Genomic DNA, 26865 nt, shown 5'->3' with positions numbered 1-26865 from the left:
GACACCCGTGCTGGACCGAAGAAAGAAAAGGGGAGAGTGGATAGAAATGCAACAATATATTAATGTTTGTCCGATATCGCCGATCTGGCGGCCGCCAGGCGAAAGGCGAGAGGGCTAGACGCCTGCGGAGGCTTCGTCCTCCCTGCAGGCCAGTGAGGGCTTCGCATGGTTGACCCCATGGACGAGCATCAATCAGATTCCGGTGGCAGTGCCGGTGTGCACAGTCAGCCACTGGTCGGACACCCGGGGGTGTTTCGGGACCTCCTCCCCATGGCGGTTTGGGCCAACGATCAGGATGGGCGTGTGTGGCAGTGGGCGCTGGCTGCAGAGAATCTGCTGGGCTGGCAGGCCAAGGACATGCTCGGCCAGGACGGGTTTCCCCTGCTGGTTCCGGAACCCAACCGAGAACTGGCGCGCGAGCTGGTTGCACGGACCCGCGCCGGAGAGACGGTGGTGGGGGCGTATCCGGTGCGGCATCAGGACGGGCATCTGGTCGAGATGGAGATGTGGATTTCTCCGATCCCCAATCCCCATGGGGGGCCTGGCACGTTGGTGATCGCCGCCGAGACCTCTGCCGTGAAGCGGATGCGGGACTCGCTGGCCGCCCTCGAAGGCCTGTTCAGCCAGTCCCCGATCGGCCTGGCACTTTTTGACTGCGAGCTGCGTTACGTGCGGGTCAACAATGCGCTCGCCGCCATGAACGGCGTGCCCGCGACCGCGCATGTGGGCAAGCAGATCAGCGAGATAGTGCCCGGCATCGATCACGCGGCAGCGGAAGCCTCCATGCGGCAGGTGCTCACGACCGGACGCGCCGTGGTCGACCTCCGCACCGGCCGCACCGCGGCCAGCCCCGACCAGGACCGGATCTGGTCGTGTTCCTATGCCCCGTTGACCGACAGTGACGGCGAGCCACTGGGTGTGATTGCTTCGGTCATCGACATCACCAAGGGGCAGGCCGACCATGTGCGGGCCGAGCGGGCCCGCCAGAGGTTCGCGTTGTTGGCTGAAGCCGGCGAGCGCATCGGCACCACCCTGGATCTTCGGCAGGCGGCTGAAGGGCTGGCGCAGATGCTCGTGCCCCAGCTCGCCGACACCGCTGAGGTACTCCTGCTGGAGGGCGTGCTGGCCCCCGACGACGTCGGTGTGTCCACACACGGACTGCTGCACTGCCTGGCCGTGGCAGGGCTCGGTTCTGCCGCCCCGGCGCAACAGTCCGCACCGGAAGTCACCTACCGCGTCCCTCCCGATTCGGTGTACACATCCTCTCTCGCCAAGCGGCGCCCCCGCACAGTCCCTCTGCCCCTGCCGACGCTCAGGGCCGTGCCGGCCGACCCGCACTGTGGCCTGTTCGCCGCCAGCACGCCGGGCTGGGCGCGCGTCGTCCCCCTGGATGCCCGGGGAAAGGTGCTGGGCCTGGTGATCGTCACCCGCACCCGCAGTGAACCGTTCGACGAACAGGACACCGTGCTCATCGACGAGCTGGTCGACCGGGCCGCTTTGAACATCGACAACGCCCGCCTGTATGCCAGCCGCCGCGAAGCGGCCCTCACCCTGCAACGCAGTCTCATCAAGCCGCTGCCCACCGTGCCGGGGCTCGAGCTGGCCAGCGGCTACCTGCCTGCCAGCAGCGACAACGAAGTGGGCGGCGACTGGCTCGACGTACTCACACTTCCCGACGGCCGGACCGGCCTGATCATCGGTGACGTCATGGGCCATGGCATCAGAGCCGCAGCGGTCATGGGCCAACTGCGCGTCATGGCCCGCACTCTGGCCTGTCAGAACGTGCCACCGGACCGCCTGCTGCAGCACCTGGACAGCACCGTCGCCGACCTCGGCGACTACGAACTGGCGACATGCGCCTACGCCGTCTACGACCCCGCCACATCCAGCTGCCTGATCACCCGGGCAGGCCACCCTCCACCCGCCCTGGCCGACCCCCACGGCACGGTCAGGTTCCTCGACACCCCCTGCGGCGCCCCACTCGGCGCCTGCCCGGACGATCCCTACGACACCGAGCAGGTCCCCCTGCCGCCGGGCACCCTGCTCGCCCTCTACACCGACGGACTGATCGAGAGCCACGACACCGACCTGGAGCAGGGCCTCAACCAGCTCGCCCACGCTCTGTGCACACCAGACCGCACGCTGGAGAAGACCCGCGACCATCTCCTCGCCCACCTGCTCCCTACACCCGCACAAGACGACGTCGCCGTCCTCCTCGCACGGCCCCGCTAGCACGCCGAGGCAACTGCACGGGCGGGCAGACGTCCGGGGCGGGTAAGCGCTCTTGTGTAAGTCCTCGAGTTGCACCAGGCGCTGATCCGGTCTTCGAAGACGCCGTGGCCAGTGCCGCCACCGTCACCGATGGCTGCCGGTAGCGAGGCATCGGCCGACGGCCGACGGCACAAGCTGCCACGTGGCCAGTTCGTCCAGGGCGTCCAGCGCCAGCGGCCACTTCTCCCGGTGCCCGACGCCCTTCGGCACGCCGGTCCGCCGGCACCGGACAGCGTCATCCACCCGCTCCAGGGGCGGGAACAGCCGCGTGAGCCTCACGTCCCAGCACGGTGAGGGCGTGGCCGTCCTGGGTTTGGTTCACCAGACGCGCAACGATCAGCTCGACGAGGCGTTGGCGCAGCACGGTGGGGACATGTTGCCGCAGCGTCCACGGAGGGCGCGGAAGCACAGGGTGCCTTCGTGGAGTTCCCATACCACTCACAGGCTCCCACGCCGTCGGCCGGGACAGCACCAAGCCCAGGTATTTGGGGGCACTGCCTCCGCCTCCTGCGCGCCCCCTTTGGTCAGGTGCGCGTCAGTCGTCGCGCACGCCCGCCGCAGGACTCATGGCGGGTGCAATCGCGCAGGCCGTGGCCGCACGCGGACAACCGGGGGCGATGCGGATTGCGATGTCTGCGCCGAGCTGCAAGGGCCCTCGTGTCCCACGACAATGCCCGGTGACCCCGGCCGACCCGTTGCGTCCGGGCTGGTGCGTCGTGGACGGACCCGTCACCGCCTGCCCGCCCTGGCTGCCACCCGACCGGGCCACGGGCGAGCCGGTCCGCCGCCCCTGCCTTCGGACCGGGCACGACGCGCCTGACTCGACCGGCACGGCCGTCGCGCACCATCAGCGAGCGGCGTCCTCGGATTGAGGCACAAGCACGATTTTTCCCGTCGCCGCCGAGCGCTCGAGGAGCTCGTGCGCTCGGCGGGCGTCCGACAGCGGCAGGCGCTCGGCCACGACCGGGTGGATCTCGCCACGACGAAGCAGTTGGAGCAGCGCGTGGAAGTCCTCCCGGAACCAGTCCGGGTAGCGGGGTCCGCCACCCACGGGGAGCGCTCGGCGACGACCCACGGGAAGCTCCTCGCCGACACCGACGAGCTCGTAGCCAGGCGTGAACGGCGGCTTCGGGACACCGAGATACGAGCCGGCGCGCAGCAGGGCGTCGGTGAACGAGACACCGGCGGCCAGGACCCTGACGCACACCTCGCCCCGCCCCGGTCGGGGATCGTCGTCCTCCACGACCCTGAGTACCTCGGGGCCGCCAAAATGGTCGACGACGACACGTCTCACCCCTTCAGGCTAGGCGCGCCGCCCCGGCCGCACATCCGGTCAATCCGGCGGTCTCTCCACCTGCCTGGTCGGGGCTTCCGACACCGCAAGGTGCACAGGCCCCATGTCCCGGATGCGGACGGGCCGGTGCTCACCGTGCGGCGGTCAAGCACAGCAAGCGGATACCGCCACGGAGCGAATAGCCCATGCGTTTTCGCTCGCTGGGCGGCTCATCTCGGCGCAGGGGCGCGTGGGACACTCGGCCTGCTCGCGGCCTGGCAGGCCGAGCGGGTTCACAGTGGTACCGCTTGAGGTACATCGCGATCTTCTCAGGCCCGAAGCGGTAGTTCTCCCGCAGATAGATGATCTTCCCGACCACCTTCAACTGGGTGGCTGCCGTACGCAGCGCGGACGAAGGCCGGGACCGCTTCTACATCGCCGCCAGAGCCAGCCTGACCGTGGGGCGGGCAGCGGAGCACGCTTCAAGCCGGATCGGCGCAGCGGCTCCCGGCTATTGCGTGACCGCGTGGGTTCGCCCGGCCGGTGGCCATAGCGCTTGGATGCGCGGCACCGGAGCAGATCAAGCAACTCTCCGCCATCGGCATGCGCTCGACGTAGACGGACGGGCGGCCATCCCGGAGAGCTGTGACACCGTCAACCGTTGAACCGTCACCCAACTGGCCTTACTGGAACAGGTCTGGTCACGCCAGGGTACATGGAGTTTCAGTCACCTTCTTCGAGAGTGAGCTGTCGGTGGTGAAAGTCGAAGTGCTGGGTCGGATAGCGGTAGATGTCCGCGAGCGTCATGAAGTCACGGAAGAACGGATCCCACCGGACGGGATAGTGCATGCCACGGGCCAGGTCAGCCTCGGATTCCGCTGCGAGTCGGCGACTGAGGGAACGGACGACCCGGTCGAACATGGCAGCCATCCAGCGAGGCCCGCAGACCTTCACCGCTCCGACCGGACCCAGGTAGTTGATGAAGTGGAACGGCACGGTGGCGGCATCCAGCAGGCGAGCGAACGCCCTGCCAACGCCGCCGGGAAGCCATCCGAAGACGCGCACCAGGACCAGCAGTACGCGGACCAGCATGTAGCCGAAGAGCATGTGCCAGAGCAGCTGCTCGTTGGTCCACCGGGTTCCGCGAGTTGGTTTGCCCAGGTCCGCTTCACCGGCCGTCTCCAGCAGACGATGGAAGGTCTGCCGGGCGCGCTCGTAGTCCTCGTACACGGCGTGCCGGTCCATCGAATGCGCGCTCGCCATGGCCTGTTGCTCCCGCTCGACACTGTGAGGCTGTGATGATGCCCCCGCCACAGGGCCGGGACAACAGCCGAAGCTGTCGTCGAAGGATGCCAGCCACTTGTCCAGAACCTTGGGGTGTCGCGTTCAGGGGCGGTGGAGACGAAGACCGCGCTGGTCTTGTCCCGGACTTGCCTGGGTTGCTCGTGCCGTGCTGGCTCTGTACCGTCGCGCCGGCGTGAAGTCCGGCAGGCTGTGCAAAACGGGCGCAGGTCACGATCGACTCCCCCGGTCAACGGCTGTCGGCTCACCGCTTGAGGATTACTGGCTGTCGGCTGGTTCTCGCATCTCGACGAAGCGGCCGTGCCAGGTGTGGTACCAGACGTCCCCGGTCCGGTCGTTGACCGAGAGCATGCCGACGGTCTTCCCGTTGCGCTGGGTGTGCAGGGTGTAGTAGCCGGGGAAGTCCTCGGGCTCGGCAGCGCGCAGGCCCGGCCGGTGTTCTTCGAGCCAGCGGTTGGCGATCCCCGAGGCCTGCTCCGGGCCGATCGTCGCCGCCCTGCTGTCGGCGCGGGCCGACATCATGCCGTAGGCGGTGTTCCACATCATGGCGGGACCGAACTCCAGGTGGACGGTTCCGCTGCGGGGATCGATGAGCACCTCGGTGGCGCCTTTGCCGGAGGCGTCGAGGAGTTCGGCGTAGTAGCCGTTGGTGAACCGCATCACCTCACCGACGTGCAGGCCCCATCGGTCCCCGAAGCGGTCTGCCGCGCGGCCGGCGTCCGTCAGGCTGCGCACCGGACCGTCACGGGACGCGATTCCCGTCATCGGCCCGTGGCGGGACGGCCCGCCGGAGGGGCCCGAGACCCACACGAGGGAGGCGATGAGGGCGGCGAGCGCGGCGACCAGCACCGTCAGTGGCACCCAGCGCCCCCGCAGCCAGGTCACTGCGGCCTCGCACGGTGAGCGGCCAACTGCTGCCGCGCCTCGGCATAGGTGTCCGCGTCAATCTCGCCGGAGGCGAAGCGGCGGTCGAGGATCTCCTCCGGGGTCTCCCGCTGCGGCCACCTGTGCTCGGGGCCGTCCCCATGGCCGGCCGGATGGTGGGTGAGGCGTATGACCGCCCACACGACGAGACCGATCAGGACGATCCATAGAAGCGGCATGAACATCATCCAGGCCCAGCCGCCGTCCCAGTACATCATTCTCCCCACCTCCGAAGGGCTCGAACTCTGGGGAGTCCCGTATGTATCCACACTGATCCGGACCCTTTTGCGGCACAAGGGCCGTTCGGTCCCGCCTGTGGGTCGCTCGGGCCCGTCGGTCATCGTGTGCTGCGGGACTCAGCGCATGGTCAGGACTGTGTTGCGTACCGCCACCAGAAAGCCAGAAAGGCCGGAGGCGGCGGTGAGTTCGGCGAGGGCCCAGACCGCGGCTGAGACCGTAGGCGTCGACGACGGCTCCGGCGAGCAGCGCGCCGACGTGAGGCCGCGGTCGCTTAGACGAGAGGGGAGCATGAGCTTCACCGGGCGCGCGTCGGCGATCACGTCCCTTGATCAGTACCGCCCGCCGCCATCGCGGCGCGAGCGGCACGCCCTCGCCTCCGAACGGCCCGGCGGTGCCTGGCACGGCGATGGTCACCGCCGTGGTCCGCAGTCGGGAGCCGATTGCGATCAGACCCTCGGGCGGGGATGCGCGGCACGGGCATGCGGGTCGGCGATCGCCTGCTTGTAGAGGCTGTGGGCCCATACCTGCAGGCCGAGCGATGCCTCGATGTACTCACGTGCGGCGGCCACACCTTCACCGGCATGTTCTTTGAGGGCCATGGCGTGTACGAGCCTTGCATCCACCTGCTCACGGACTATCCCGCACAGCAGTTCGGTCAGCTCGTCCGCGGAGCCGGCATCGAGAGCGCGTTCGACAGCCGGGATCACCGGCCCGACGTCCATCCCGGCCGGTTTCAGTCCTGTAAAGGGCGCACCTTCCCCGGCACGGTGCACGCGGACAACCGTCTCGAAGAACCAGCGGTCGGCCACTTCCCCGGCCGTCGGGCCGAGCGCCCGCGCCTCGTCGGCGAGGCCGAATGCCTCGCGCACTTCCTGCTCTCCTTCCTCGGAGACGTAGGGCAGGATGTAGGTGACATCTCCCTTCTGCAAGGCCGCACGTGCAGCCTTCACAACGGGACCGTCGAGGGAGTCACAATGCGGTGGCATGACCGGTCACCTCTTCCGAGTCTCACCTCCAGCATCGCACCCGAGCCGGAGCCGGGCAGCGTGATCATGATGTGCCTACCGGTTCGCGCTGAGCTGTGCCGAGTATGTGCGTGGCGGCGGGCGAGGGCAGTCGGCTGTCGGGGAAGGAGAATTTCTCCATCTCGATGAGACGGAACCCGGCTGCGGCGATCGCGGACTGGGTGTCGCGGCCGACGTGGCAGCCGCCCACCAGCAGGGGCCAGACGGTCGCGTCCAGGACCCGCTGTACGCGCCGCATCGCCGGCGATTCGGCACGTACGTGCTCGAAGAAGCGGAGCTTTCCGCCTGGCCGCAGCACCCGGTGGAGTTCGGCGAGCGCGGCGCGCGGGTCGGCGACCGAGCACAGCGTCAGACAGACGACGGCCGCGTCGAACGAGGCGTCCTCGGCAGGAAGTTGCTCGGCCCGGCCGCCCACCACGTGAACGGTGACGGCAGCGGAGCGGGCGCGGTGGACGGCCAACTCGCGCAGGTGGGGCTCGGGTTCCACCGCAAGAAGCCGGGTCACTGTGCCGGGGTAGTGGGGGAAATTCAGGCCGTTGCCCGCACCGATCTCGATGACCTCGCCGGACAGGCCGGTCAGCAGGCGCTTGCGGTGTTCCGTGACGCCCGCCTTCGCCAGGGCTGGACCGGCGACCTTGGCGTAAAAGCGGGCGAAGACCGGGCGCGACCGGATGGGTGGCCTCATCTGCTGGGACATGACTTGTCACCGACTCGTCTCTACGGGGCTCACAGCGTCGTGGGCAGGGCCTGGGCTCGGCGCGTGGGCTGGCCACTTGGTGTCAGCCCACGGTGAGGGTGCCCTTCATGGTCGGGTGGATGGTGCAGATGTAGGAGTAGCTTCCGGGGGCGGACGGCGCGGTGAAGGTGGCGGTCACGTCGCCTGCGATGCTGCCGGTGTCGAACGCCTTGTCCCCGGTGGCGGTCACGGTGTGCGAGGCGGAGTCGCGGTTGACGACGGTGACCTTCGTTCCGGGGCGTACGTGAAGGTTCGCCGGGCTGAAGGCGAAGTTCTCGATCACGATGCGCGCCGCGGCAGGAGCGGCACTGGTCGCGGCGGGCGGGGTGCTGGTGGTGGCCGGGCCCTTGCCGTTACCACCATTCGAGCAGCTGACCAGGGCGAGCAGCGTGCAGGCAGAGGCTGTCCCCAGGGCGACGGCGGTGCGGGCCCGGTGCGGTCGGGGGAAGGTCATCGGGGGTGGCCTTTCGGACGGGGACCGGACGGTCGGGCTCGGCCGGTGTCCGGCGGTTGCATTCAGGTTCGCCGTCTGTGGCGGTGCTTGGGTGGCTCGTACCGCTGTCTGCCTCGCCTGCTCACCCGCAGGGGTGTGAGGTCGTGTGTCCGGCGGTAGGGGTTACCCGGGGGTGGTGGCCGGGCGCCGGAAGAGGATGGCCGCGGCGAGGGTGAGCCCGGTCAGCCAGGCGAGGGCGATGAGCAGGGAGCCGGTTTCGTCGAAGCCGGGGGTGAGGGCGGCGTCGATCAGGATGCGTCCGGAGCCGTATCCGGGCAGCGCGTGTGCCCAGTCGGCCGGGGACGAGCGAAGCATCGGGCTCTGCTCGATGCCCAGGTCCAGGAAGGGGACGAGGAAGGCGATCAGGACGCCGCCGACGCGTCCGAACAGCGGGCCGAGCAGAACGCCGATGAGGCCGTAGGTGAGGGCGATGAGGACACAGGCGGCGATGTAGCGCGGCCAGTTACGGGCGTCGAAGACGGTGGCCGTGACCGCGAGTGAGGCGGCGGTGGCAACCAACGCCCCCAAAGCGACGACGGCCAGCCGGGAGGCGAGCAGGACTGCGGGACGGAAACCCGCCAGGGACAGGCGCCGGTCGCCCGAGCGGGCGTCCAGGATGGTGAACAGGCCGGCCAGGGCGGCGAGAGAGCCGATGGCGATGGGAGCCATGGTGCCGCCGTGGATGTCGGGCAGCCACGCCTGCTGGGCGAACGTACGCCCGTTCTCGCGCACCGTCAGGGCGGTGTTCTCGTCCGGAGTGGTGGCCACCGCGAGCAGGACGAAGACGACAGGGACGGCGATCAGGAGCACCCACAGCACCCGGTTGCGTCCCGCCTCGCGCAGTCCCATCCGCACCCCGGCGGCCAACTGGTTCCTCAGCGAGCCGGGGCGGGCGCGGCGGTGTGCGTGACGTGTGCGGGTGGTGGCGGTGATCACTGTCCACGCCGCGGCCAGAGCGGCGGTGGTCCAGGTGAGGGCCCAGCCGAGATCGCCGAGGTGTCCGCCGTGGCCGGACGGCAGGTCCACCATCCACAGGGTCACGAAGTGGGTGGGCAGCACGCGGGTCAGGGGCCGGTCGGCGGCACCGAGGACGGGACCGAAGAAGACGTCCAGGATCCACACGAACAGCACCAGCACAGTGCCGTTGACCGGGTTCGCGGCCAGTGCGCCGATCAGTGCGCCGATCGCCAGGTAGATCACCGCGTACATCACCGTCCCGGCCACCGCCCGGGCCGGTTGGTCCCCGAGCCCCGTGCGCGCGGCGAGCGCCACCAGGGCCGCAGTGGCGGCCAGCAGCGCAAGAGTCAGGCCCGTGGCCATGCGAGCGGCAACCAGCCGGGCCGCTGCCAGACCGGCCAGGACTAGGCGCCGGTCGGCGGCTCGGGCGCCGCGCAGCTGGAAATACATGGCGATGGCGGCGATGAACCCGGCCGCCCAACCTGCAGTGGCGGTCTGCACCGCAGGTCCGCCGGGGCCACCGAGCAGGTCGGCGGTGTCGGCCAGAGGGCGGGAGGCGACTACGACGAACACCACCGGCACCAGTACGAGCACCAGCAGATTCACCGGGGTGCGTGCCGCATCCGTGAGGAAGCGCCGGGCGAGCAAGCCGGTCATTGTGGCACCGCCCGTCCGTCCCGCAGCTGGATGATGCGGTCGAAGCGTTCCTCATCGGTGACGAAGTGGCTGATGATCAGCACCGACCGGCCCGCCCGGCGGCGCTGGGCCACCAGGTCCCAGAACTTCAGATACGTGTCGAAGTCGAAGCCCGCGTACGGTTCGTCCAGCAGCAGCACCTCGGGGTCGGCCAGCAGCGCCAGGCCAAGGTTCAGCTTCGACAGCGTGCCGCCGGACAGCCGGTCGGCGCGGGCGGTGGCGTAGCGTTCGAAGCCCAGCTGGGTGTAGATGCGGGCGCGGGAGTCACGCTCGGTCTGCTCGTCCAGGCCGTAGGCGCGGCCGAACAGCTCGAAGTGTTCGTCGCAGGTGAGGCGTTCGTAGACGACGGGCTCCTGTGGGCAGTAGCCGATCCGCCCGCTGCGGGAGACGGTGCCGCTGTCGGCGGCCAGGTCCCCGACCAGGATCTTCATCAGGGTGCTCTTGCCGGAGCCGTTCTCGCCGACCAGGCCGACGACCTCACCCCCGGCCAGTTCCAGATCCACGCCGCGCAGCACCGGGGTGCGACGCCGGGTCGGCCACACGCCGCGCCCGTATGCCTTGGCCACCCCGGCGGCCGCCAGTACGACGCCCGGGGAGACTTCGGGAGCGGCTGCGCCAACAGCTGCGGAGATGGTCTGCGCCCGCAACGGCTGAGCTGCGTCGGGAGTCATGACATCCTCCGGGCCTTGCCCGCTGCCCGGTTGGGGATGTCGCGCAGGGTGTCGGCGACGGCCCAGGTCAGGGTGGCGGCGATAGTGATGGTGCCCCACAAGCCCCAGGCCGCCGTCGGCACGTCCTCGACCAGGAGCGCGGGCAGGGCGAGCACACCGGCGATCGGCAGGGCCAGGGTGGCACGCGGGGAAGGGCCGCCCTGGCGGTGCACCCGGGCGGCGCAGACGGCGACGGTCACGAGGCCGACGGCGATCAGGATCCAGGTCAGCGCCGTCATCACGCTCGCCTCCGTGTGGCGGGCTGCTTTGGTACGCGGACGTTTCCGGGAGCCCGGCCGTGCGGGGGTGTGCGGTGGCGCAGCTTCGGCCAGAACGCGGGGGTGCGCTCCGCGTAGGCGGTCCACTGTTCGCCGAACCGGGCAGCGACTTCGCGTTCTTCGTTGCGGGCGAGGTGCAGGTACACGTAGACCAGGACCGGGAACATGATCAGAGTCGGGATGGTCGGCCACTGCAGCAGGAACCCGATCATGATGAGGAGGAAGCCGTCGTACTGCGGGTGCCGCACCCACGCGTAGGGGCCGGTGGTGGCCAGTTCGTCGTGCTGGGCGGCTTCATGCAGGTGTTTCCAGGCGGCGGCGATCAGCCAGAACCCGGTGCCGATGGCGACGTAACTGGCCAGGTGGAAAGGGCTCAGGTGCGGATCGCCGGACCAGCCGGTCAGGTCGTTCCACAGGTGGCCGCCGGCGTGGGTGTCCTTCAGCAGTGGGAACCGGGAGCCGAGCCAGCTGCCCAGCAGGTAGACGGTCAGAGGGATGCCGTACATCTCGGTGAACAGGGCGACCAGGAAGGCGCTGTAGGCGCCCATCGCGCGCCAGTCCCGCTTCGTTTTCGGGTGGAAGAAGCTGGCGGCGAACACCACGAAGAGCAGGGTGTTGAGGACCACGAGAGGCCACAGGTCGTATGCCGCGTCAGCCATGACGTCCTCCCGCGGCGTTGGCCGGTCCGGTGATGGTGCGCCGCTGTCCACGTGCGAGGCGGCTCATGCGTCGCTGGTAGGTGGCCGCGCCGACGCGGTGATGAAGGCGCAGGCCCACCAGCCGCCGTTCGGCTTCCTCCAGCGCGGTGCGCCGTCCACGCAGGCGGGCCGGCGGCGGGCGGCGGGGTTCGTCGGGGGTGATCAGGCGGGCGATGTCGTAGGCGATGCCCGCCAGGATCAGCGCCCCGGCCGGCGATGCGATCACGGCGGCCATGGCACTCACCCTCTGCCCGGGCCGGGCAGGTCAGGCCCGCCCGGGCCCGGTGTGGTGGTCGTGCTTGTGCAGCGGGCCCTCGTGCCGGTCGTCACGGTGCTGATCGTGTCCGCTGTCCGTGCCCTGGCCGTGCATGCTGCGCATCATGAAGAACATCATCAGCGGGCAGGCAGCGACGAGGGCGAGCCAGACCAGGCTTTCCACGGACGCGCCGACGATCAGTGCGCCGACGACGACGATCGCGGCGGCGAGGGCGTACATGCCGTAGTTGCGCTTGTCGTTCATCACGCGCCTCCTTCAGCGGAGGGGCTGTGGGCCGCGACCGGGGCGGCCCGGTTTCAGTCTTGGTGAGAGGACCGTGTGCAGCGTGGTCAGGCGGCGCCGGTACTTCCTCGTCGATCTCCCCCGGGCCAGCCGCTCACGAAGGATGTCCTCGGGGGGCGGGGGTGCGGCAGAGGTGTGGGTGTGTTCGTGTGGGCTGTTGAGGGCGCAGGCGCAGGTACTTTCCTGTCTTCACCTGCATCGTCCCTCTGCGTGACGTGGCGGTCTGGGGCCGGACGGTCCAGGGCCGGTGGGCCGTTCAGCCCCTGCCTGGCAGGGGTAGCCGAGGAGCGGTTCGCAGAACGACCGACACCTTGCGCCGCACCCTGCGCCTGTGAAGGCTGCCGGACCAGTCAGAAATACCCCTGGGGGTGTGACTGCGACAGGTCGATGCGTGGCCGCACGCAGGACGGAGCCATCGTCTCCGGCGTGTCCTCCTGGGCAGTGGAATAGTGGGAGGGAAGAAGGGACCTGCTGAGGGAGGTCTTCGGTGCTGGTGCAACGGCTCGACACCGAGGCCGTGACGGCGCTCGTGAAGGACGCCACAGCCGCTCCGTCCATGTACAACGCGCAGCCGTGGCGGTTCCGGTTCCTTCGTGACGGCGGCGCGTTCCATCTGTGTGCGGATCTCACCCGTACGATGCCGCGCTCCGATCCGGACAACCGCGCACTGTGTCTGGGCTGTGGCGCTGCCCTGTTCAACCTGCGGGTCGCCGCCGTACACGCAGGTTGGGAGCCGGCCGTCGAACTGCTGCCGGATCCCGAAGATCCGTACCTGCTGGCAACGGTGCAGCTGACGGACCCGGTCCGCTCCGACCGTGGTCTGGCCGAGCTGTATCCCGCCGTCCACCGCCGGCACACCAGCCGTGAGCCGTTCACCGAGACGGAGGTACCCCCCGAGGTGCAGGCCGCTCTCCGCCACGGCGCGGAGCTGGAAGGAGCGCACCTGGTCTTCCCCGGGCCCTGGCATGTGCAGACGCTGCTGGAGCTGGTCCACGACGCCGAGGGGCACGATGCCGTCGATGCCGGACGCGCCGAGGAACTGGCCCGCTGGACCCGCATCGGAGCCGAGGACGCCGGTGCGGCCACGGACGGGATCCCGGAGTACGCGTTCGGGCCCCGCAAACGGGACGGCGAGGCTCCGGTACGCGATCTCGCAGGCCGCCGCCCCGTCTCCGGGCGCAGGATGGCCACATTCGAACGGACCCCTCAGCTGGCCCTGCTGGGCACGGCGGGCGACGGGATGGAGGACTGGCTGCGCGCGGGGCAGGCGATGGAACGCGTCCTGCTCCTGGCCACCGTGCACGGGCTGTCCACCTCTCTCACCTCCCACGCCCTGGAGTGGACCGATCTGCGCTGGCTCGCGCGCGACCCCACCACGGCCATCGGACATGTGCAGATGGTGCTGCGCCTCGGATACGGCCCCCCAGTCCGTGCGACCCCTCGCCGACCGGTGGAAGAAGTGCTCGACATCGCGTGAACGAGGACAGGTGACCACCCCGCGGTCCCCACGCGAAAGCCGTCACCGTCTGCCCGTCCGGCGCAGGCTCAGGAGGTCGTCTTCCCATCCCGGTGGCCGAGGCTGCGGCCGCCCTCCATGGGGGTGAACAAGCTGAGGGCGCGGCGGGTCAGTGACCGGGAATCCTCACGGGCCGTCCCATACTCGGCACGTGCTGGTCAAAGCGGTGCCACGTCCTCAGGAGCCATGGAGGGCGATCGCCGTGCGCAGGTACTCACCCGGCCCGCGGGTGCTGGTACGCGTCGCTGCCCGGACTCCTGCGGCGCTTCCGGTCGCGGCCCTCGTCCCGCTGCTCCTTCCGGGCGTGGCCCAAGCGCATGGCGGGGAGAGCGACGAGTCGGCGGTGCTGGTCGAGCAGGCCATCGCGCTGATCGCCAACGACGCCCACAAGGAGCAGGTGTCCGAGCGCATCGAAGACGCCCTGGAGGCCCCGCACAAGGAGGGCGTCGACCTGAACATCGTCCGCCAGGCCCTCGACGTGGTCGAGCGGCCGGGCCCCGAAGAAGCCTCCCTCCGGGAGGCCCACGGGCTGCTGCTGCGTTCACTGGACGGCAAGCTGCCGTCCGCTCCGAAAGCCGGGCACCTGGTCACGGGTACCGAGACCGGGACGAGCGTGGTGCTGGATGAATTCCGGCCGGCCCGCGGCATCGCCGATTCGGGCGATGCCGCCCTGTTCGCGCTGTCCCTCCTCGCCATCGCGGTCGGGCTGTGGCTGTCCGTCCGGCTGCGCCCCCGCTACAGCATCCGGGAACTGAAGCGCCGCACCGCCGCGGAAAAAGACGGGGAGGACAGGAAACGATGACGTCGGCCTCACCGACCCCGGCGCCCCGGGCCAGGGCGGCACCGGGCCACCGCGGGTGGTTCCATCGCGCCGTCGACGCGATCGACGAACGCATGGGCATCAAGGCGCTGACCTATCCGGTGCCCGAGCACGCGAACAACCTGGCGTGGAGCCTGGGCGGCATCACAGCGGTGGCCTTCGTGATCCTGCTGGTCACCGGAATCTACATCACGCAGTTCTACGCACCGATCCCGGAGGACGCGAACCAGTCCGTACGCGACCTGGTGACCGATGTGTGGCTGGGCGGCTTCACCCGTGGCCTGCACTTCTGGGCGGCGCAGGCGATGTTCGTCCTGGCCCTGCTCCACCTGCTGCGCGTGTTCTTCCACGCCTCGTACAAGAAACCCCGCGAGGGCAACTGGGTCGTCGGTGCGGCGATGTTCCTGCTCACGTTCCTCGCGGTGTTCACCGGCACGGTCCTGAAATGGGACCAGGAGGGGTACGAGGCCATGGTCCACAACCTTGAGGTGGCCGAACTCCTCGGCGGGGCCGGCATCTGGTTCACCGATGAACTGACCAGTCGGGTGTCCATCCTGCTGCGCCTGTTCAACGCCCATGTGGTGATCGTCCCCGGCCTGATCCTGCTGCTCTTCGTATGGCACGCCCTGCTGATCAAGCGGCACAGAATCTCCTCGCATCCCGAGATCCCGGCTTCCGCCCTCGAGCCGTCCGAGCCGTTCACCACCCACCTCAGGCGTGTGGCCGCCTTCGGGCTCGTCCTGCTCGGGGTGCTGTCGCTGCTGGGCGTGCTGCTGCCGCCCGTGGTCGGGCCCACCCCTGTCGAGGGTATCGAGATCACCCGCCCGCTGTGGATGTTCTGGTGGTTCTTCCCTATGGAGGAATGGTTCGGAGTCGCCTCCATCGCATGGGTCATCGCGGGCGTCTTCGGGCTGATCTTCCTCGTGCCGTTCCTGGACCGCAGCCCGAGACGGAGATGGCGCGAGCGCAAACTCGCCCTCGGAGCGGCCACCGTCCTGCTGCTGGCGCTCGCCGCGATCACCGTCAAGGTCTGGATCGCCAACCCGAAGGGCCACTGATGAGCGCCGCCGCCCCGAGGCGCGCCCGACGCTGGTTCTGGGCCCTCACCGCCACGGCGGTATGCGCGTCGGGCGTCCTGTACGAGGGGCTGCGCGCATCCCCGGGACCGGGCGCGGCTCTGCGCGTCCTGATCAGCGGACTCGTGCTGGCCGCATCCGCCGTCCAGGCGGCACGGATCTTTGCCGCGCTTGTCGGCCGCCCCCGCCCTTCACGATGACCTCGCACCCCGGGCAGCCACAGGGGAAGCGGGGGAGGAAAGCTGTGCCGCATACCGCGGACAACCGCGGATCACCACGGCCATGACCCCACGTCCGGCGAGCAGTGGCAATGCTGCACGGCGGCGAACCAGAGCAGAGTCAGGACCTCGCCTGCAGGACACTGATCACGCGCAGTTGGCCTCCCACTGGCCGGCGTCGACAGGATGGGCCCGAGGCAGTCACTTCCGATTCCCTGCGTCCACATCAACGTCCCAACTACCGCCCTCGCTCCTCGATCAGGCCGTCCGCTCCCCCGTTATGTTCTTCGCGGTCCTGCAAGAGGGCCGCTGGCCTCCGGGCCCGGCATGACTGTTCCCCCCTGTCGAACGGATGACCTGGGGGGTGGTGTCACCGGGCCCGAGGGGTGCCGTTGGAGACGCTGATGAGAGGTCCGACTACCGCCTGGCCTGGCGCAATGCCCGGCCGCTTGCAGGCGGCAGGTCTGCATAACGTGGATGCGCGCGTACGGCGCCGACTCCCCGGCCAGCACCGCACCGAAGCAGTTGGGAGCACGATGTTCGACATCGGCGATGTGGGCGTCTTCCTCGGCCTGGACGTCGGCAAGACCGCTCACCACGGCCACGGGCTCACCCCGGCCGACAAGAAGGTCTTCGACAAGCAGCTGCCCAACAGCGAGCCGAAGCTGCGGGCCGTCTTCGACAAACTGGCCGCCAAGTTCGGCACCGTGCTCGTCATCGTCGACCAGCCCGCCTCCATCGGCGCCCTCCCGCTCACCGTCGCCCGCGACGCCGCTGCAAGGTCGCCTACCTGCCCGGACTCGCGATGCGGCGGATCGCCGATCTCTACCCGGGCGAAGCGAAGACCGACGCGAAGGACGCCGCGGTCATCGCGGACGCCGCCCGCACCATGCCACACACCCTGCGCTCGCTCGAGCTCACCGACGAGATCACCGCCGAACTGACCGTGCTGGTCGGCTTCGACCAGGACCTCGCGGCTGAGGCCACCCGCACCAGTAACCGGATACGCGGCCTGCTCACCCAGTTCCACCCCTCGCTGGAACGCGTCCTCGGCCCCCGGCTGGACCACCCCGCCGCCACCTGGCTGCTGGAACGCTACGGATCCCCGGCTGCCCTGCGGAAAGCCGCCGCCGCAGGCTCATCGAAGTGATCCGGCCCAAGGCCCCTCGCATGGCCGCTCGCCTGATCGACGACATCTTCGACGCGCTCGACGAACAGACCGTCGTCGTTCCGGGGACCGGCACCCTCGACGTCGTCATCCCCTCCCTGGCCCGGTCCCTGGCCGCCGTCCACGAACAACGTCGGGCTCTGGAAGCCCAGATCAAAGCCCTGCTGGAGGACCACCCTCTTTCCCAGGTCCTGACCTAATGGGCAGCAGTTGGAGCCGGAGAAGCCTCGTCCTGACCCAGGTGGATGAACCCTGAAATCGAGAGTGGCTCGATGGTTCTGACTCCGATCGATGGCGGGAGGGACGGGTTGTACTCGTCGTGGGTTCCCGGGGCCAGGACCCCTTGAATGCAGAGTCGAGCCGCCGCTTCTCCCGCCGTCCCGGTCACGTTGCCGGACACCGGCGTCAGCACGATGCCCTCCGTTGATCCGGGCTTGAGCCCCTGAAAAAGACCGGCGGGTGCTGGCGCTCGTGGTCGGCAACGTGACCGATCACATGATCAGACCGTTGACGTTCATGGTCCGAGCCGCTCGCAGGGATCACCTCTGACCTGTTCAGGAGCCATCGAGCTCTTCTCAAGACTGAGGACCCTGCAGGTCGCTGGGGTCACGAACGGCTAATCGGATGACGGGCCATCGAGCCCTGCCATTAGGGAGACGCGTGCCCCGCACGGCTGTGACCAGCCAAAATACGCGACTCACCCGAGAGGACGTGAACCGTATTGAGCGTGTTCTGCGGCATCGACTGGGCCAGCGACCACCACGACGTCGTCCTGGTCGACAACGCCGGATCCTTACTGGACAAGGCCCGTATCGACGACAACGCCGACGGCCTGGCCCACCTCCTGCAGATGCTTACCGAGCACGGCGACAGCGCCGAAGCTCCCATTCCGGTGGCCATCGAGACCTCCCGCGGGCTGCTGGTCGCCTGCCTGCGCGCGACCGGCCGCCCCATCTACGCGATCAACCCGCTGGCCGCAGCACGCTACCGCGACCGGCATGCGGTCTCCCGCAAGAAGTCCGACCACCTCGACGCCGTGGTACTCGCGAACATCCTGCGCACCGACGCCGCCGCCCACCGCCAGCTGCCGGCCGACTCCGAGCTCGCCCAGGCAATCGCGGTCCTCGCCCGCGCTCAGCAGGACGCCGTGTGGGACCGCACCCAGGCCGCCAACAAGCTCACCTCGCACCTCCGCGCGTACTTCCCCGGCTTCCTCGCCTCCGTCGGCGTGCGCCGCGAGGGCGTCTGCCACCCCATCGCCCGCGTCCTGCTTGCGGCCGCCCCCACCCCGGCCAGGCCGCCCAGCTGACCCGCGCCCAGTTGCGGTCGTTGCTGAAGAAGGCCGGTCGCAAGAACACCATCGATGCAGAGGCAGAGCGTCTCCAGACCGCGCTGCGCGCCCCGCAGATGCGCCAGCTCCCGCTGGTCGAAGAGGCCATGGGCCGCCAGACCCTCGCCCTGCTGCGGCAGCTGGATGCCGCCTGCGCCAGCGCCGACGACCTCGCCGAGGCCGCGATGGAGTCTTTTAAGCAGCACCCGGACGCCGAGATCATCACCGGCTTCCCAGGGCTCAGCGCGCTCAGCGGCGCCCGGGTGTTCGCCGAGATCGGCGACGACCGATCCCGCTTCGCCGACGCGAAAAGCCTCAAGGCTTACGCCGGTTCGGCCCCGATCACCAGGGCCTCCGGCAAGAGCGTGGCCGTCCTTGCCCGCCGGGTCAAGAACCAGCGACTGGCCGGTGTCGGCTACGTGTGGGCCTTCGCCGCCATGGCCCACTCAGACGGCGCCAGAGCCCACTACGACCGCCGCCGCAAGGCCGGAGACCGCCACACCGCCGCTCAGCGCAACCTTTTCAACCGCATGCTCGGCTGCCTCCACCACTGCCTCACCCACCGCGTCCACTACAGCGAAACGGTGGCCTTCGCCGCCCCATCAGACACTCAACTAGCGGATGCCGCTTGACAGTTCTTCCGCATCGGATGTCTCGATGCCGGGGGTCGCGGTCAGGACCGCCGCAGTCCTGCTGGTCACCGTCGGCGACGGCACCAGCTTCCCCAGCGCCGCCCACCTCGCCTCCTACGCCGGACTCGCCCCCGCCACCAAATCGTCGGGAACCTCGATCCACGGCGAACACGCACCCAGAAGCGGAAACCGGCAGCTCAAACGGGCCATGTTCCTCTCGGCGTTCGCCGCCCTGCATGATCCCGCCTCCCGCACCTACTACGACAAATGCCGTGATCGGGGCAAGACCCACACCCAGGCCCTCCTCCGCCTCGCCCGCCACCGCATCAGCGTGCTCTTCGCGATGCTCCGCGACGGCACCTTCTACGAACCACGCAGCTCCGAAGCAGCCACCACATGACCACTCAGCCTTGACGAAGGACATAGAGGCACCCCCCGCCCCCCGTCACGCCCGGCCCCCTGCCCGGCCCCTGGGCGTCAGCTACCCGGTCGTGCACTCGGGCTCCGGGAGCTCTGGCTGAACCCCGGGACCCACGCTGCGCGCGAACCGGTCGACCGGATACCGTTTCGAGGTCGGTTCGGATGTCACCGCGACCCAGGCCCCGTCGGCATGACATTCACCATCACGTCGAAACAGCATCCGTAGCATGACTGAGCGCTTCAATTGGCGGGTTCACCATGCGCCGAGCTCACCTGGGTTCGGGGGCTGTCCCAATACTCCAGCTGTAGATCGCGACCTTCATGCCTGGGCCGCTTGGCGCTGATGGTGGATGGCCTGGGATCGAGCCTGGTTGCGACGTCGCCAATGGGACCAATCGATCCGGTGGGCCGTGCCGTGGACGGCCCAGCCTTCTCACCGGGCGGGGCAGGGTCAGTCAGCGGTCGAGGTCGATCGTGAAGCGCCTCGTGCCCGTACCGATCGTGTCGGCGTGGACCCAGCCACGGGCCCGGTCGAATGCCCCCGTGCCGCCGGTGATCGCGTTGTCGAACGAAGGGGGAGGGCCAGGGTTGAGAATACCGAAGACCATCCCCTGCACGGTGAGTTGGCCGCCCGGAAGGTTGTAGTTCACAACGCACTCCTCCGCTCCGCCGTTGTCGACCCGGGTGGTGGTGCAGGTGCCGCCGGTGTCGCCGACCTGGTTGCCGTGCTCGTCGAAGAGGTCCGAGCGGAAGACGGTCCGATCGCCCTGGGCGGGGCTGCCGCCGGGGTTGACGGGGAAGCGCGTCTGCTGCGCGAGATGGCCGATGAGTGTGATGACTCGGTCTCCGCCCTTGCCGGGGGCGAAATCGGTGTCCGTCGCGGCGGCCGCGACAGGGGCGCAGGCGAGAAGGGTGACCAGCGCGGTGGCCGTGCCGAGACAGGCTGCCCTGATGGGGCGCATCGTGTGGCTCCTGGGTTGATGTTCATGGATGGTCAGGTGCCGCATTCATAACCTCGGCTCTGCTGCCGCCCGGAACGTCCCGGCGCGACCCACCGTCAGATCCGACCAATCGGACCAACCCAGGACGAGAGACATCCGGCCGGCCGCGCACTACGAAGATCGCGATCTAAGGCCGGCAGCGGGGACAGCACGCCCACCACGACCCCGATGACGTGGAAGAGCAGCAGGATGAGCCTCGCCCAACCGCCGGACCGGGACGTGCACGACCACCTCGTCGGCCGAGGCACCGGTGACGCAGTACCGAAGAATGTCGAAGTGAAAGCCGTTGTCGGCCAGTAGAGTTGGCTGAGCTTCAACGATCGAGACACGGGGGTAGTGATGCTTGGTCAGTGGGAGACACTCGGCGAGGCAGGCGGCATCGAGGCGTACGTGCACCGCCCGGCGGGTGAGGTGCGGGGCGCCGTGGTGGTTTGCTCCGAGCTGTATGGAGTCAACGCCTACGTCCGCGGGACCTGCGCGGAGTTGGCGGCGGCCGGGTACGCTGCGCTGGCGCCCGACTACTACTGGCGCAATGCCCGCCGCACCGGACTCGGTTACTCCGCCGAGGAGCGCGAGGACGGCCTGGTGCTGATGCGCGCGCTGGACCGGGACGAGCTGGTGGCTGATGGATCCGCGGCGCTGGCGGCGGCGCGCGCCGAAGCCGGAAAGCGGGGCGTGGCGTTCCTCGGCCTGAGCATGGGCGGCCACATCGCGATGCGGACGGCGACAGAGCTGAGCTTCGAGTTGGCCGCGGTCTTCTACCCCGGGTGGCTGCTGAACAGCGGCTTCCCGCTGGTCGGTCCCGTGCCACCGCTGGAGACCAGCGAGCGGATCGCCGCCGGCGGCGCCTTCGTGCTGGGCTTTCGCGGCGAGCTGGACCACATCATTCCGGCCGAGGAGTGGGAACAGGCCGAACAGCAACTCACCAAGGCCCAGGTGCGGCACGAACTGGTGACCTACCCGGGTGCCCGCCACGGCTTCGCCTGCGCCGACCGCCCGGCCGACTACGACCCGCAGGCCGGCGCCGACGCCTGGCAGAAGGTGTACGCCGCGCTGGAGTCACACCTGTAGTCCCGCGCCATCACCAGGGGAACACTCCGGCTGGTGGTCACTCAAGGGCACAGTGCCACTGACACGGCTTTGTCACGCGGTTTCTCTCCCCCGGAACTGCGGACGCGATCATCGCTGGGCTCTGCCGAACACGTCAGTGGGGCAGACCCGCACCACCCACCAGGCGCTTACAGCCGGCGAACGAGATGTGGGCCGCCAACGAGTCAGGGCCCTCGGAGTGGACCTTGGACACGCTGGTCGCCGCGGCCCGGGACCTGGGCATCGAGGTAGCACCCGCCCCCGAGTACCCGCAACCGCCCCGCTACCAGCAGTTATACCCACCAAAAGCGGAATCCAGCACTAGTAGGGCTTGGTCATCTTCACTCCTGAGTGGCGTGTCTGTTGCCTCGTGGGTGGCGTTGTCGTGGTGTGACACCTGAGGAGATGACCGAGGCCCGGGGGGACCTGGAGGCGTTCGCGGCGGAGTTGTTCGACGGGTTCTTCCGTGCGGACCAGCGGCGGTGGGGACAGGCGTATGTGCGAGGGCTGCTGCTGGACGGGCGGCGTAAGTCGGTGGAGCCGATGGCAGCCCGCCTCGGCGAGGACGGCAACCGGCAGGCGCTGGCGCACTTCATCACCTCCAGCCCGTGGGATGCGGCCCATGTGCGGGCCCGGCTGGCCTGGAGGATGCACGAGGCGATCGGTCCGGAGGCGCTGATCGTTGACGACACCGGCTTCCTCAAGGACGGGGACGCGTCCGCGTGTGTGTCGCGGCAGTACACCGGCACCGCGGGCAAGGTCACCAACTGCCAGGTGGGAGTGTCGCTGCACCTGGCCCGTGAGCAGGCCTCGGCCGCAGTGAACTGGCGGCTGTTCGTGCCCGCTTCATGGGATCCGGCCTCTGGACAGGCGGATGCGGCCAAGGTCGCCCGCCGCGGCCGTTGCGGCATCCCCGCCCAGGTGGGGCATGTGGAGAAGTGGCAGCTGGCCCTGGACATGATCGACGAAACCCGGTCGTGGGGTATCGATGTCCCCTTGGTCGTGGCGGATGCCGGATACGGCGATGCCGCCGCCTTCCGTCTGGGGCTGGAGGAACGCAGCCTGCCCTATGCGGTCGGGATCTCCTGCCGCCACACCGCCCATCCGGCCGACGCCCGGCCCGTCCAGCCCCCCTACGCGGGCACGGGACGGCCGCCGAAAATGCGATACCCGGACCCGCCGCAGACCATGAAAGACCTGGTCATCGCGGCCGGCCGGGCGGCTGCACGGCCGGTTTCCTGGCGGGAAGGCTCCCGGCCGGGCACGGGCCGAACCGGCTTCAAGCGCATGTACTCGCGGTTCGTGGCCCTGCGCGTGCGACCCGCCGGACGCGGCGTCCGCACCGCGACCGACACTCCGGAGCTGCCCGAACGCTGGCTGCTGGCCGAATGGCCCGCCACCGAGAGCGAGCCGGTGCAGTTCTGGCTGTCCAGCCTGCCCTCCGGAATGCCACTGGCCACCCTGGTGCGGCTGACGAAGCTGCGCTGGCGCATCGAGCACGACTACCGGGAGATGAAACAGGCCCTGGGACTGGCCCACTTCGAGGGCCGCACCTGGGGCGGCTGGCACCACCATGTCACCCTCGTATCCGCCGCCCATGCCTTCTGCACCCTCAGGCGCATGGCTCGCGCCCCAAAAGACACAGCGGCGGCCTGAGCCTCTACCAGGTCGTCCGAGAACTGCAGACACTCCTCGCCCTCTGGGCCGGCGCCTGCCCCACCTGCCGCCGCGACATACCCACGCCGATAGCAAGATGACCAAGCCCTACTAGTCGGAGCCGTCCGAACCATCAGGACCGCCCGAGCCGTCGGGAGGCAGCGGCTGCTCGGTCCAGATGACCTTGCCGTCGGGTGTGTAGCGAGTACCCCATCGTTCCGCGAGCTGGGCCACGAGGAAGAGGCCGCGTCCGCCCTCGTCCGTCGTGCGGGCCCGCCGCAAGCGCGGGGATGTGCTGCTGCCGTCCGTCACCTCGCAGATCAGCGTGTGATCGCGGATCAGCCGCAGCCGGATGGGGGCACCGCCGTACCGGATGGCGTTGGTGACCAGCTCGCTGACGATCAGCTCGGTGGTGGGTGCCTGCTCGATGAGGTCCCACTTCTCCAGTTGCCCGGTGACCGCCGCGCGGACCCGCGGGACCTCGGCCGGGTCGGCCGACACGTCCCAGTGCGCCGTCCGTCCGGCGTCGAGAGCGCGCGTACGGGCGACGAGCAGCGCGATGTCATCGCTGGGACGGGCGGGGAGCAGGGCGTCCAGGACGGCCCGGCAGGTCTCCTCCGGAGAATCGGTGAACGGCCGGGGGGCGGCGAGCGTCCGGCGCAGCCGCCTGAGCCCGGTGTCGAGGTCCTGGCCGCGTTGCTCGATGAGTCCATCGGTGTAGAGCACGATCCGGCTGTCCTCGGGCACCTCGATCTCGTAGGGCTCGAAGGGCAGTCCGCCGAGACCCAGCGGCGGGCCGGTGGGTACGTCGACGAAGTCGACGGTGCCGTCGGGCAGCACGAGTGCGGGCGGGGGGTGGCCGGCGCAGGCGAACGTGCAGCGCCGGGACACCGGGTCGTACACCGCGTACAGGCAGGTGGCGCCGATGATCCCGTCGTTCCCGCCGCTGTCGGCGTCCAGGCGGCCGACCAGGTCGTCGAGGTGGGTGAGGAGTTCCTCGGGGGGCAGGTCGAGGGCGGAGAAGTTGTGTACGGCGATGCGAAGCCGACCCATGGTGGTGGCGGCATGGACGCCATGGCCGACGACGTCACCGACAACGAGAGCCACCCGGCTGCCGGACAGCGGGATGATGTCGAACCAGTCGCCGCCCACCGCGGCCTGCGCGGGCAGGTAGCGGTACGCGACCTCGACGGCGTTCTGAACGGGCAGACCCCGCGGGAGGAGGCTGTGCTGCACCGCCAGTGCCATGGTGTGCTCGCGGGTGAAGCGGCGGGCGTTGTCGATGCAGACCGCGGCCCGCGAGACCAGTTCGTCGGCCAGCCACAGGTCGTCGTCCTCGAAGGCGGCGAAGTTCTCGGCACGGTAGAAGCTGACCACACCGAGGGTGACTCCGCGGTCCCGCATCGGCACGGTGATCAGGGAATGGACTCCGGACGCGAGGACCTTCCGGCTGCGCCCCGGGTCGTTGGCCATCCAGTCGACGGCCCGGCTCAGATCCGGCTCCAGCACCGGATGCCCGGTCTCCAGGCAGCGCGCCTGCGGTGAGGCCGGGAGCCAGCTGACCTTCTCGCCGACGGCGTAGAGGCGCGAGCCCTCGCGTACCGCCCCGAGCGCCACCCGCCGCAGGCCCTCGCCGAGATCGGCGTGCTCCTCGCCACGCAGGACCGATTCGGGCAGGTCGACGGCGACGAAGTCGGCGAACCGCGGCACCACCGTCTCCACGAGCTCCTCTGCCGTACGGGTCACGTCGAGGGTCCGGCCGATGCTCACGCTGGCGTCGTACAGCAGTTCCAGCCGCTTGCGGGCGAGGAGGGCGAGCCGTCCGACTCCCGGCTCGCCCAGGAGCAACAGCCCCGCGTGTGTGTGGGGAACCGGCTCGCTCGGTGCGGCCGGAGCCGTGGGTGCGGCCGGGACTGTGGGGGCGGCGGCCGCGGCTCGCGCTCCGGTGGGATGAGGGGAAGCCGCGACCGCCGCCGACGGCGTCGGTGCCTCGGCCACCAGCGAGCCCGCGCCGGAACCCTCGGGTCCTGCGGGCATGGGTATACGGCACTGAGGGCCAGAGAGTACGGCGACTTCCACGGCGATCCCAGCCTCGCCGGAGGGCGCACACACCTCGCGGCACAGCAACACGGCGGTCCGGCCGCCGGACAGATTCACCTCGGTGGCCGTCTTGTACGGGGAGGCGATCAGCTCCTGCGCCTTCTCCCGAAGGACGGCCTGATCGATGGGGTCGATCAAGCCCGCGGCCGCCGGTCCCTCCGTAGGCCCACCGAGCGGTCCGGCGGGCGCTCCGGCGGCCCGCCGGGTGCGCAGGAACTCGGCCAGCAGTTCACGCTCACGCTGTGAGGCCTGTTCGAGCAGCCGCTGCTCGATCTCGCCGGCGGCCTGTTTCACGAGGGGCAGCAGCACGGGATCGGAATGCTTTCGGAAGCACGTGAGATCCAATACCCCTTCGACGCAGCCGCTGAGCGGATCACGGATGGGTGCGCCGGCACAGGCGAGCAGCCGCATACAGTCCGCAAAGTGCTCGCGGCCCAGAACATAGACCGGACGACGTTCGGCCAGCGCGGTACCGACGGCATTGGTGCCCGCGATGGACTCGGGGAAGCCGATGCCCTGGAAGATGTGCGCGGCGTCGAGGTACCTGTTCAGCTCCGCATCGCCGGCCCGGCGCGACAGCACATGCGCCTGGGCGTCCGTGAGGATCACGCTCACCGGTGGTCCGTCCAGCGCGACCGCCAGCCGGTCGAGGACCGGTGCCGCGGCGCTCAACAGCCGCCCGTCCGGGTCCATGTCCTGACGACGGCTGAGGAAGAGCCGGTCGGGGACGAGCCCCAGCGACCTGCACCGCTGCCAGGAGGCCAGGATCGGGGTCCTGACGGCTTCTCCCACGTCCTCGACCCGCTCACCCGCCAGAAACCGCTCGTAGGCGTCAAGGAGGCCGCGGCTCTCATCCCAGCCGACCGTCAACCGGATCACTCCTACCCGCATGTGGCATACGACATGTGGTCCAGTATGCAGGATTTTTCGAAATCAATAGATATAAGTAAATAAATTGTTTCATTCAACCTATTTTCTGCGCAGCCGTCGGGCGGGGCCACAGTTCCAGGACGGCGGAGTGTTCACTGATCTGCAGTGACGGTGACCATGGCGCATGATGGCGCCATTAGCGCAGGGCGACTCGGCCGCCGGACTACGGGACAGACGAGTTCCCGCTCGCCGATACGCTGCTGTCCGAATAGGCCCTGGTGGCGTCTGAAGACATCATGTCAAGGCTGGGGCAGCGCCACGGAGGCCTGCAGTCGCGCACCCCGCTGGTGAGCGGATGCCGACCGGCGAGCTCGGCCGGTCGCGGACCTCGCCGGGGCTGGCCCGATAGGCGGCCAGCAGCGCGCGGGCGTTCAGCTCGGGCCGGTTCCACGCCCCCCGGGCCCGCGCCATGTCGGTGCCCATGCTTGCCTTCCGCGCTCGACCCCGCGACCACGGCCCGCCTCATGCGCTCTCTGCGCACCGAGACCACCGAAACCCCGACATCGCCCCCGAACTCGCCGGCCTGTCCCCCCGCGAACGCGAAATCCTCGCCCTCATCGGCGACGGACTCACCAACCGCGGGATCGGCGAACAGCTCTACCTCTCGGAGAAGCCGTCAAGAAGCACATCTCCCGACTACTGGCCAAAGTCGGCGTCCAACGCCGCGTACAAGCCGCCGTACTCGCCACACACCTCGAACAACCCGAGAAGGGCGACCGACCCGCACGTCGACACACACCGCGCCGT

General features: G+C 69.4%; 22 protein-coding genes and 6 pseudogenes. 11 read left to right on the top strand and 17 right to left on the bottom strand.

Features of this window, described 5'->3' with window-relative positions:
- The first annotated feature begins 177 nt into the window (after positions 1-177).
- Complete coding sequence (locus tag N8I87_RS41345; protein ID WP_263216065.1) at positions 178-2232, top strand: SpoIIE family protein phosphatase; 2055 nt, start codon at positions 178-180, stop codon at positions 2230-2232.
- A gap of 156 nt (positions 2233-2388) precedes the next feature.
- Here the strand turns inward: N8I87_RS41345 and N8I87_RS41340 are convergent.
- The 15 genes and pseudogenes from N8I87_RS41340 to N8I87_RS41275 form a co-directional block, all read right to left on the bottom strand.
- Positions 2389-2538: pseudogene (locus N8I87_RS41340) on the bottom strand (transposase); the annotation flags it as partial.
- 580 nt (positions 2539-3118) lie between these two features.
- Positions 3119-3565: a zinc-binding dehydrogenase gene (locus N8I87_RS41335; RefSeq protein ID WP_263216064.1), complete on the bottom strand. Its 447-nt coding sequence runs from the start codon at positions 3563-3565 to the stop codon at positions 3119-3121.
- A gap of 277 nt (positions 3566-3842) precedes the next feature.
- Positions 3843-3938 (bottom strand): annotated as a pseudogene (locus N8I87_RS44825) (IS481 family transposase); the annotation flags it as partial.
- A gap of 329 nt (positions 3939-4267) precedes the next feature.
- On the bottom strand, positions 4268-4807 hold the full coding sequence (locus tag N8I87_RS41330) for a DinB family protein (RefSeq protein ID WP_263216063.1): 540 nt from the start codon (positions 4805-4807) through the stop codon (positions 4268-4270).
- Positions 4808-5104: 297 nt separating this feature from the next.
- Positions 5105-5731, bottom strand: coding sequence for a hypothetical protein (locus N8I87_RS41325; protein ID WP_263216062.1), 627 nt, complete (start codon positions 5729-5731; stop codon positions 5105-5107).
- A complete protein-coding gene (locus N8I87_RS41320; RefSeq protein ID WP_263216061.1) occupies positions 5728-5988 on the bottom strand; it encodes an SHOCT domain-containing protein in 261 nt (86 codons plus the stop codon). Before N8I87_RS41320 ends, N8I87_RS41325 begins: the two co-directional genes overlap by 4 nt.
- A gap of 468 nt (positions 5989-6456) precedes the next feature.
- Positions 6457-6960 carry a DUF6448 family protein gene (locus tag N8I87_RS41315; protein WP_263216059.1) on the bottom strand — a complete coding sequence of 168 codons (504 nt, stop codon included), beginning with the start codon at positions 6958-6960 and terminating at the stop codon, positions 6457-6459.
- A gap of 100 nt (positions 6961-7060) precedes the next feature.
- Positions 7061-7732 carry a class I SAM-dependent methyltransferase gene (locus N8I87_RS41310; protein WP_263216058.1) on the bottom strand — a complete coding sequence of 224 codons (672 nt, stop codon included), beginning with the start codon at positions 7730-7732 and terminating at the stop codon, positions 7061-7063.
- A gap of 82 nt (positions 7733-7814) precedes the next feature.
- A complete protein-coding gene (locus N8I87_RS41305; RefSeq protein WP_263216057.1) occupies positions 7815-8225 on the bottom strand; it encodes a cupredoxin domain-containing protein in 411 nt (136 codons plus the stop codon).
- A gap of 162 nt (positions 8226-8387) precedes the next feature.
- Complete coding sequence (locus tag N8I87_RS41300) at positions 8388-9878, bottom strand: ABC transporter permease (protein ID WP_263216056.1); 1491 nt, start codon at positions 9876-9878, stop codon at positions 8388-8390.
- Positions 9875-10588, bottom strand: coding sequence for an ABC transporter ATP-binding protein (locus tag N8I87_RS41295; protein WP_263216055.1), 714 nt, complete (start codon positions 10586-10588; stop codon positions 9875-9877). The genes N8I87_RS41300 and N8I87_RS41295 overlap by 4 nt, the downstream gene beginning before the upstream one ends.
- The gene (locus tag N8I87_RS41290; protein ID WP_263216053.1) at positions 10585-10866 is read right to left on the bottom strand and encodes a hypothetical protein; all 282 of its coding nucleotides are present in this window, start codon (positions 10864-10866) and stop codon (positions 10585-10587) included. Before N8I87_RS41290 ends, N8I87_RS41295 begins: the two co-directional genes overlap by 4 nt.
- A complete protein-coding gene (locus N8I87_RS41285) occupies positions 10866-11564 on the bottom strand; it encodes a methyltransferase family protein (RefSeq protein WP_263216052.1) in 699 nt (232 codons plus the stop codon). The genes N8I87_RS41290 and N8I87_RS41285 overlap by 1 nt, the downstream gene beginning before the upstream one ends.
- Complete coding sequence (locus N8I87_RS41280; RefSeq protein WP_263216051.1) at positions 11557-11838, bottom strand: hypothetical protein; 282 nt, start codon at positions 11836-11838, stop codon at positions 11557-11559. The genes N8I87_RS41285 and N8I87_RS41280 overlap by 8 nt, the downstream gene beginning before the upstream one ends.
- Before the next feature lie 30 nt (positions 11839-11868).
- Positions 11869-12123 carry a DUF2933 domain-containing protein gene (locus N8I87_RS41275; protein ID WP_263216050.1) on the bottom strand — a complete coding sequence of 85 codons (255 nt, stop codon included), beginning with the start codon at positions 12121-12123 and terminating at the stop codon, positions 11869-11871.
- Between the two features lie 526 nt (positions 12124-12649).
- Here N8I87_RS41275 and N8I87_RS41270 point away from each other — a divergent pair.
- From N8I87_RS41270 to N8I87_RS41240, 7 genes and pseudogenes are all read left to right on the top strand, one after another.
- Positions 12650-13639, top strand: a complete 990-nt coding sequence (locus tag N8I87_RS41270; protein WP_263216049.1) for an Acg family FMN-binding oxidoreductase — start codon at positions 12650-12652, stop codon at positions 13637-13639.
- A gap of 241 nt (positions 13640-13880) precedes the next feature.
- Positions 13881-14480 carry a hypothetical protein gene (locus tag N8I87_RS41265; RefSeq protein WP_263216048.1) on the top strand — a complete coding sequence of 200 codons (600 nt, stop codon included), beginning with the start codon at positions 13881-13883 and terminating at the stop codon, positions 14478-14480.
- Positions 14477-15556 carry a cytochrome b N-terminal domain-containing protein gene (locus tag N8I87_RS41260; protein ID WP_263216047.1) on the top strand — a complete coding sequence of 360 codons (1080 nt, stop codon included), beginning with the start codon at positions 14477-14479 and terminating at the stop codon, positions 15554-15556. Before N8I87_RS41265 ends, N8I87_RS41260 begins: the two co-directional genes overlap by 4 nt.
- On the top strand, positions 15556-15774 hold the full coding sequence (locus tag N8I87_RS41255; RefSeq protein ID WP_263216046.1) for a hypothetical protein: 219 nt from the start codon (positions 15556-15558) through the stop codon (positions 15772-15774). Before N8I87_RS41260 ends, N8I87_RS41255 begins: the two co-directional genes overlap by 1 nt.
- A gap of 554 nt (positions 15775-16328) precedes the next feature.
- A pseudogene (locus tag N8I87_RS41250) lies at positions 16329-17157 on the top strand (IS110 family transposase); the annotation flags it as partial.
- Positions 17158-17681: 524 nt separating this feature from the next.
- A pseudogene (locus N8I87_RS41245) lies at positions 17682-18922 on the top strand (IS110 family RNA-guided transposase).
- A 22-nt stretch (positions 18923-18944) separates the two neighbouring features.
- A pseudogene (locus N8I87_RS41240) lies at positions 18945-19322 on the top strand (transposase); the annotation flags it as partial.
- Between the two features lie 475 nt (positions 19323-19797).
- Here the strand turns inward: N8I87_RS41240 and N8I87_RS41235 are convergent.
- Positions 19798-20304 (bottom strand): allene oxide cyclase barrel-like domain-containing protein, encoded by a 507-nt coding sequence (locus N8I87_RS41235; protein WP_263216045.1) that lies wholly within the window; start codon positions 20302-20304, stop codon positions 19798-19800.
- Positions 20305-20682: 378 nt separating this feature from the next.
- On the opposite strand from N8I87_RS41235, the gene N8I87_RS41230 reads away from it, so the two are divergent.
- Together N8I87_RS41230 and N8I87_RS41225 are read left to right on the top strand one after the other, a co-directional pair.
- Complete coding sequence (locus tag N8I87_RS41230; RefSeq protein WP_263216044.1) at positions 20683-21414, top strand: dienelactone hydrolase family protein; 732 nt, start codon at positions 20683-20685, stop codon at positions 21412-21414.
- Positions 21415-21837: 423 nt separating this feature from the next.
- The gene (locus tag N8I87_RS41225) at positions 21838-23088 is read left to right on the top strand and encodes an IS701 family transposase (RefSeq protein WP_263216043.1); all 1251 of its coding nucleotides are present in this window, start codon (positions 21838-21840) and stop codon (positions 23086-23088) included.
- Between the two features lie 111 nt (positions 23089-23199).
- On the opposite strand, the gene N8I87_RS41220 is transcribed toward N8I87_RS41225, so the two are convergent.
- A complete protein-coding gene (locus N8I87_RS41220) occupies positions 23200-26079 on the bottom strand; it encodes a SpoIIE family protein phosphatase (protein WP_263216042.1) in 2880 nt (959 codons plus the stop codon).
- Between the two features lie 470 nt (positions 26080-26549).
- Here N8I87_RS41220 and N8I87_RS41210 point away from each other — a divergent pair.
- Positions 26550-26838: pseudogene (locus N8I87_RS41210) on the top strand (helix-turn-helix domain-containing protein); the annotation flags it as partial.
- Positions 26839-26865: the final 27 nt, after the last annotated feature.

Source organism: Streptomyces sp. HUAS 15-9 (assembly GCF_025642155.1).
Lineage (GTDB): Bacteria > Actinomycetota > Actinomycetes > Streptomycetales > Streptomycetaceae > Streptomyces.
The sequence above is the reverse complement of the archived record's forward strand: the minus strand, read 5'-3'. Positions and strand labels throughout refer to the sequence as shown.

What these genes read in the sequence shown, in the direction of transcription:
- N8I87_RS41225 (WP_263216043.1), top strand. Translation starts at nt 21,838, where the DNA reads ATGACCGAGGCCCGGGGGGACCTGGAGGCGTTCGCGGCGGAGTTGTTC.
- N8I87_RS41255 (WP_263216046.1), top strand. Translation starts at nt 15,556, where the DNA reads ATGAGCGCCGCCGCCCCGAGGCGCGCCCGACGCTGGTTCTGGGCCCTC.
- N8I87_RS41280 (WP_263216051.1), bottom strand. Translation starts at nt 11,838, where the DNA reads ATGGCCGCCGTGATCGCATCGCCGGCCGGGGCGCTGATCCTGGCGGGC.
- N8I87_RS41295 (WP_263216055.1), bottom strand. Translation starts at nt 10,588, where the DNA reads ATGACTCCCGACGCAGCTCAGCCGTTGCGGGCGCAGACCATCTCCGCA.
- N8I87_RS41275 (WP_263216050.1), bottom strand. Translation starts at nt 12,123, where the DNA reads ATGAACGACAAGCGCAACTACGGCATGTACGCCCTCGCCGCCGCGATC.
- N8I87_RS41290 (WP_263216053.1), bottom strand. Translation starts at nt 10,866, where the DNA reads ATGACGGCGCTGACCTGGATCCTGATCGCCGTCGGCCTCGTGACCGTC.
- N8I87_RS41330 (WP_263216063.1), bottom strand. Translation starts at nt 4,807, where the DNA reads ATGGCGAGCGCGCATTCGATGGACCGGCACGCCGTGTACGAGGACTAC.
- N8I87_RS41260 (WP_263216047.1), top strand. Translation starts at nt 14,477, where the DNA reads ATGACGTCGGCCTCACCGACCCCGGCGCCCCGGGCCAGGGCGGCACCG.
- N8I87_RS41230 (WP_263216044.1), top strand. Translation starts at nt 20,683, where the DNA reads ATGCTTGGTCAGTGGGAGACACTCGGCGAGGCAGGCGGCATCGAGGCG.
- N8I87_RS41305 (WP_263216057.1), bottom strand. Translation starts at nt 8,225, where the DNA reads ATGACCTTCCCCCGACCGCACCGGGCCCGCACCGCCGTCGCCCTGGGG.
- N8I87_RS41285 (WP_263216052.1), bottom strand. Translation starts at nt 11,564, where the DNA reads ATGGCTGACGCGGCATACGACCTGTGGCCTCTCGTGGTCCTCAACACC.
- N8I87_RS41220 (WP_263216042.1), bottom strand. Translation starts at nt 26,079, where the DNA reads ATGCGGGTAGGAGTGATCCGGTTGACGGTCGGCTGGGATGAGAGCCGC.
- N8I87_RS41300 (WP_263216056.1), bottom strand. Translation starts at nt 9,878, where the DNA reads ATGACCGGCTTGCTCGCCCGGCGCTTCCTCACGGATGCGGCACGCACC.
- N8I87_RS41235 (WP_263216045.1), bottom strand. Translation starts at nt 20,304, where the DNA reads ATGCGCCCCATCAGGGCAGCCTGTCTCGGCACGGCCACCGCGCTGGTC.
- N8I87_RS41345 (WP_263216065.1), top strand. Translation starts at nt 178, where the DNA reads ATGGACGAGCATCAATCAGATTCCGGTGGCAGTGCCGGTGTGCACAGT.
- N8I87_RS41320 (WP_263216061.1), bottom strand. Translation starts at nt 5,988, where the DNA reads ATGATGTACTGGGACGGCGGCTGGGCCTGGATGATGTTCATGCCGCTT.
- N8I87_RS41310 (WP_263216058.1), bottom strand. Translation starts at nt 7,732, where the DNA reads ATGTCCCAGCAGATGAGGCCACCCATCCGGTCGCGCCCGGTCTTCGCC.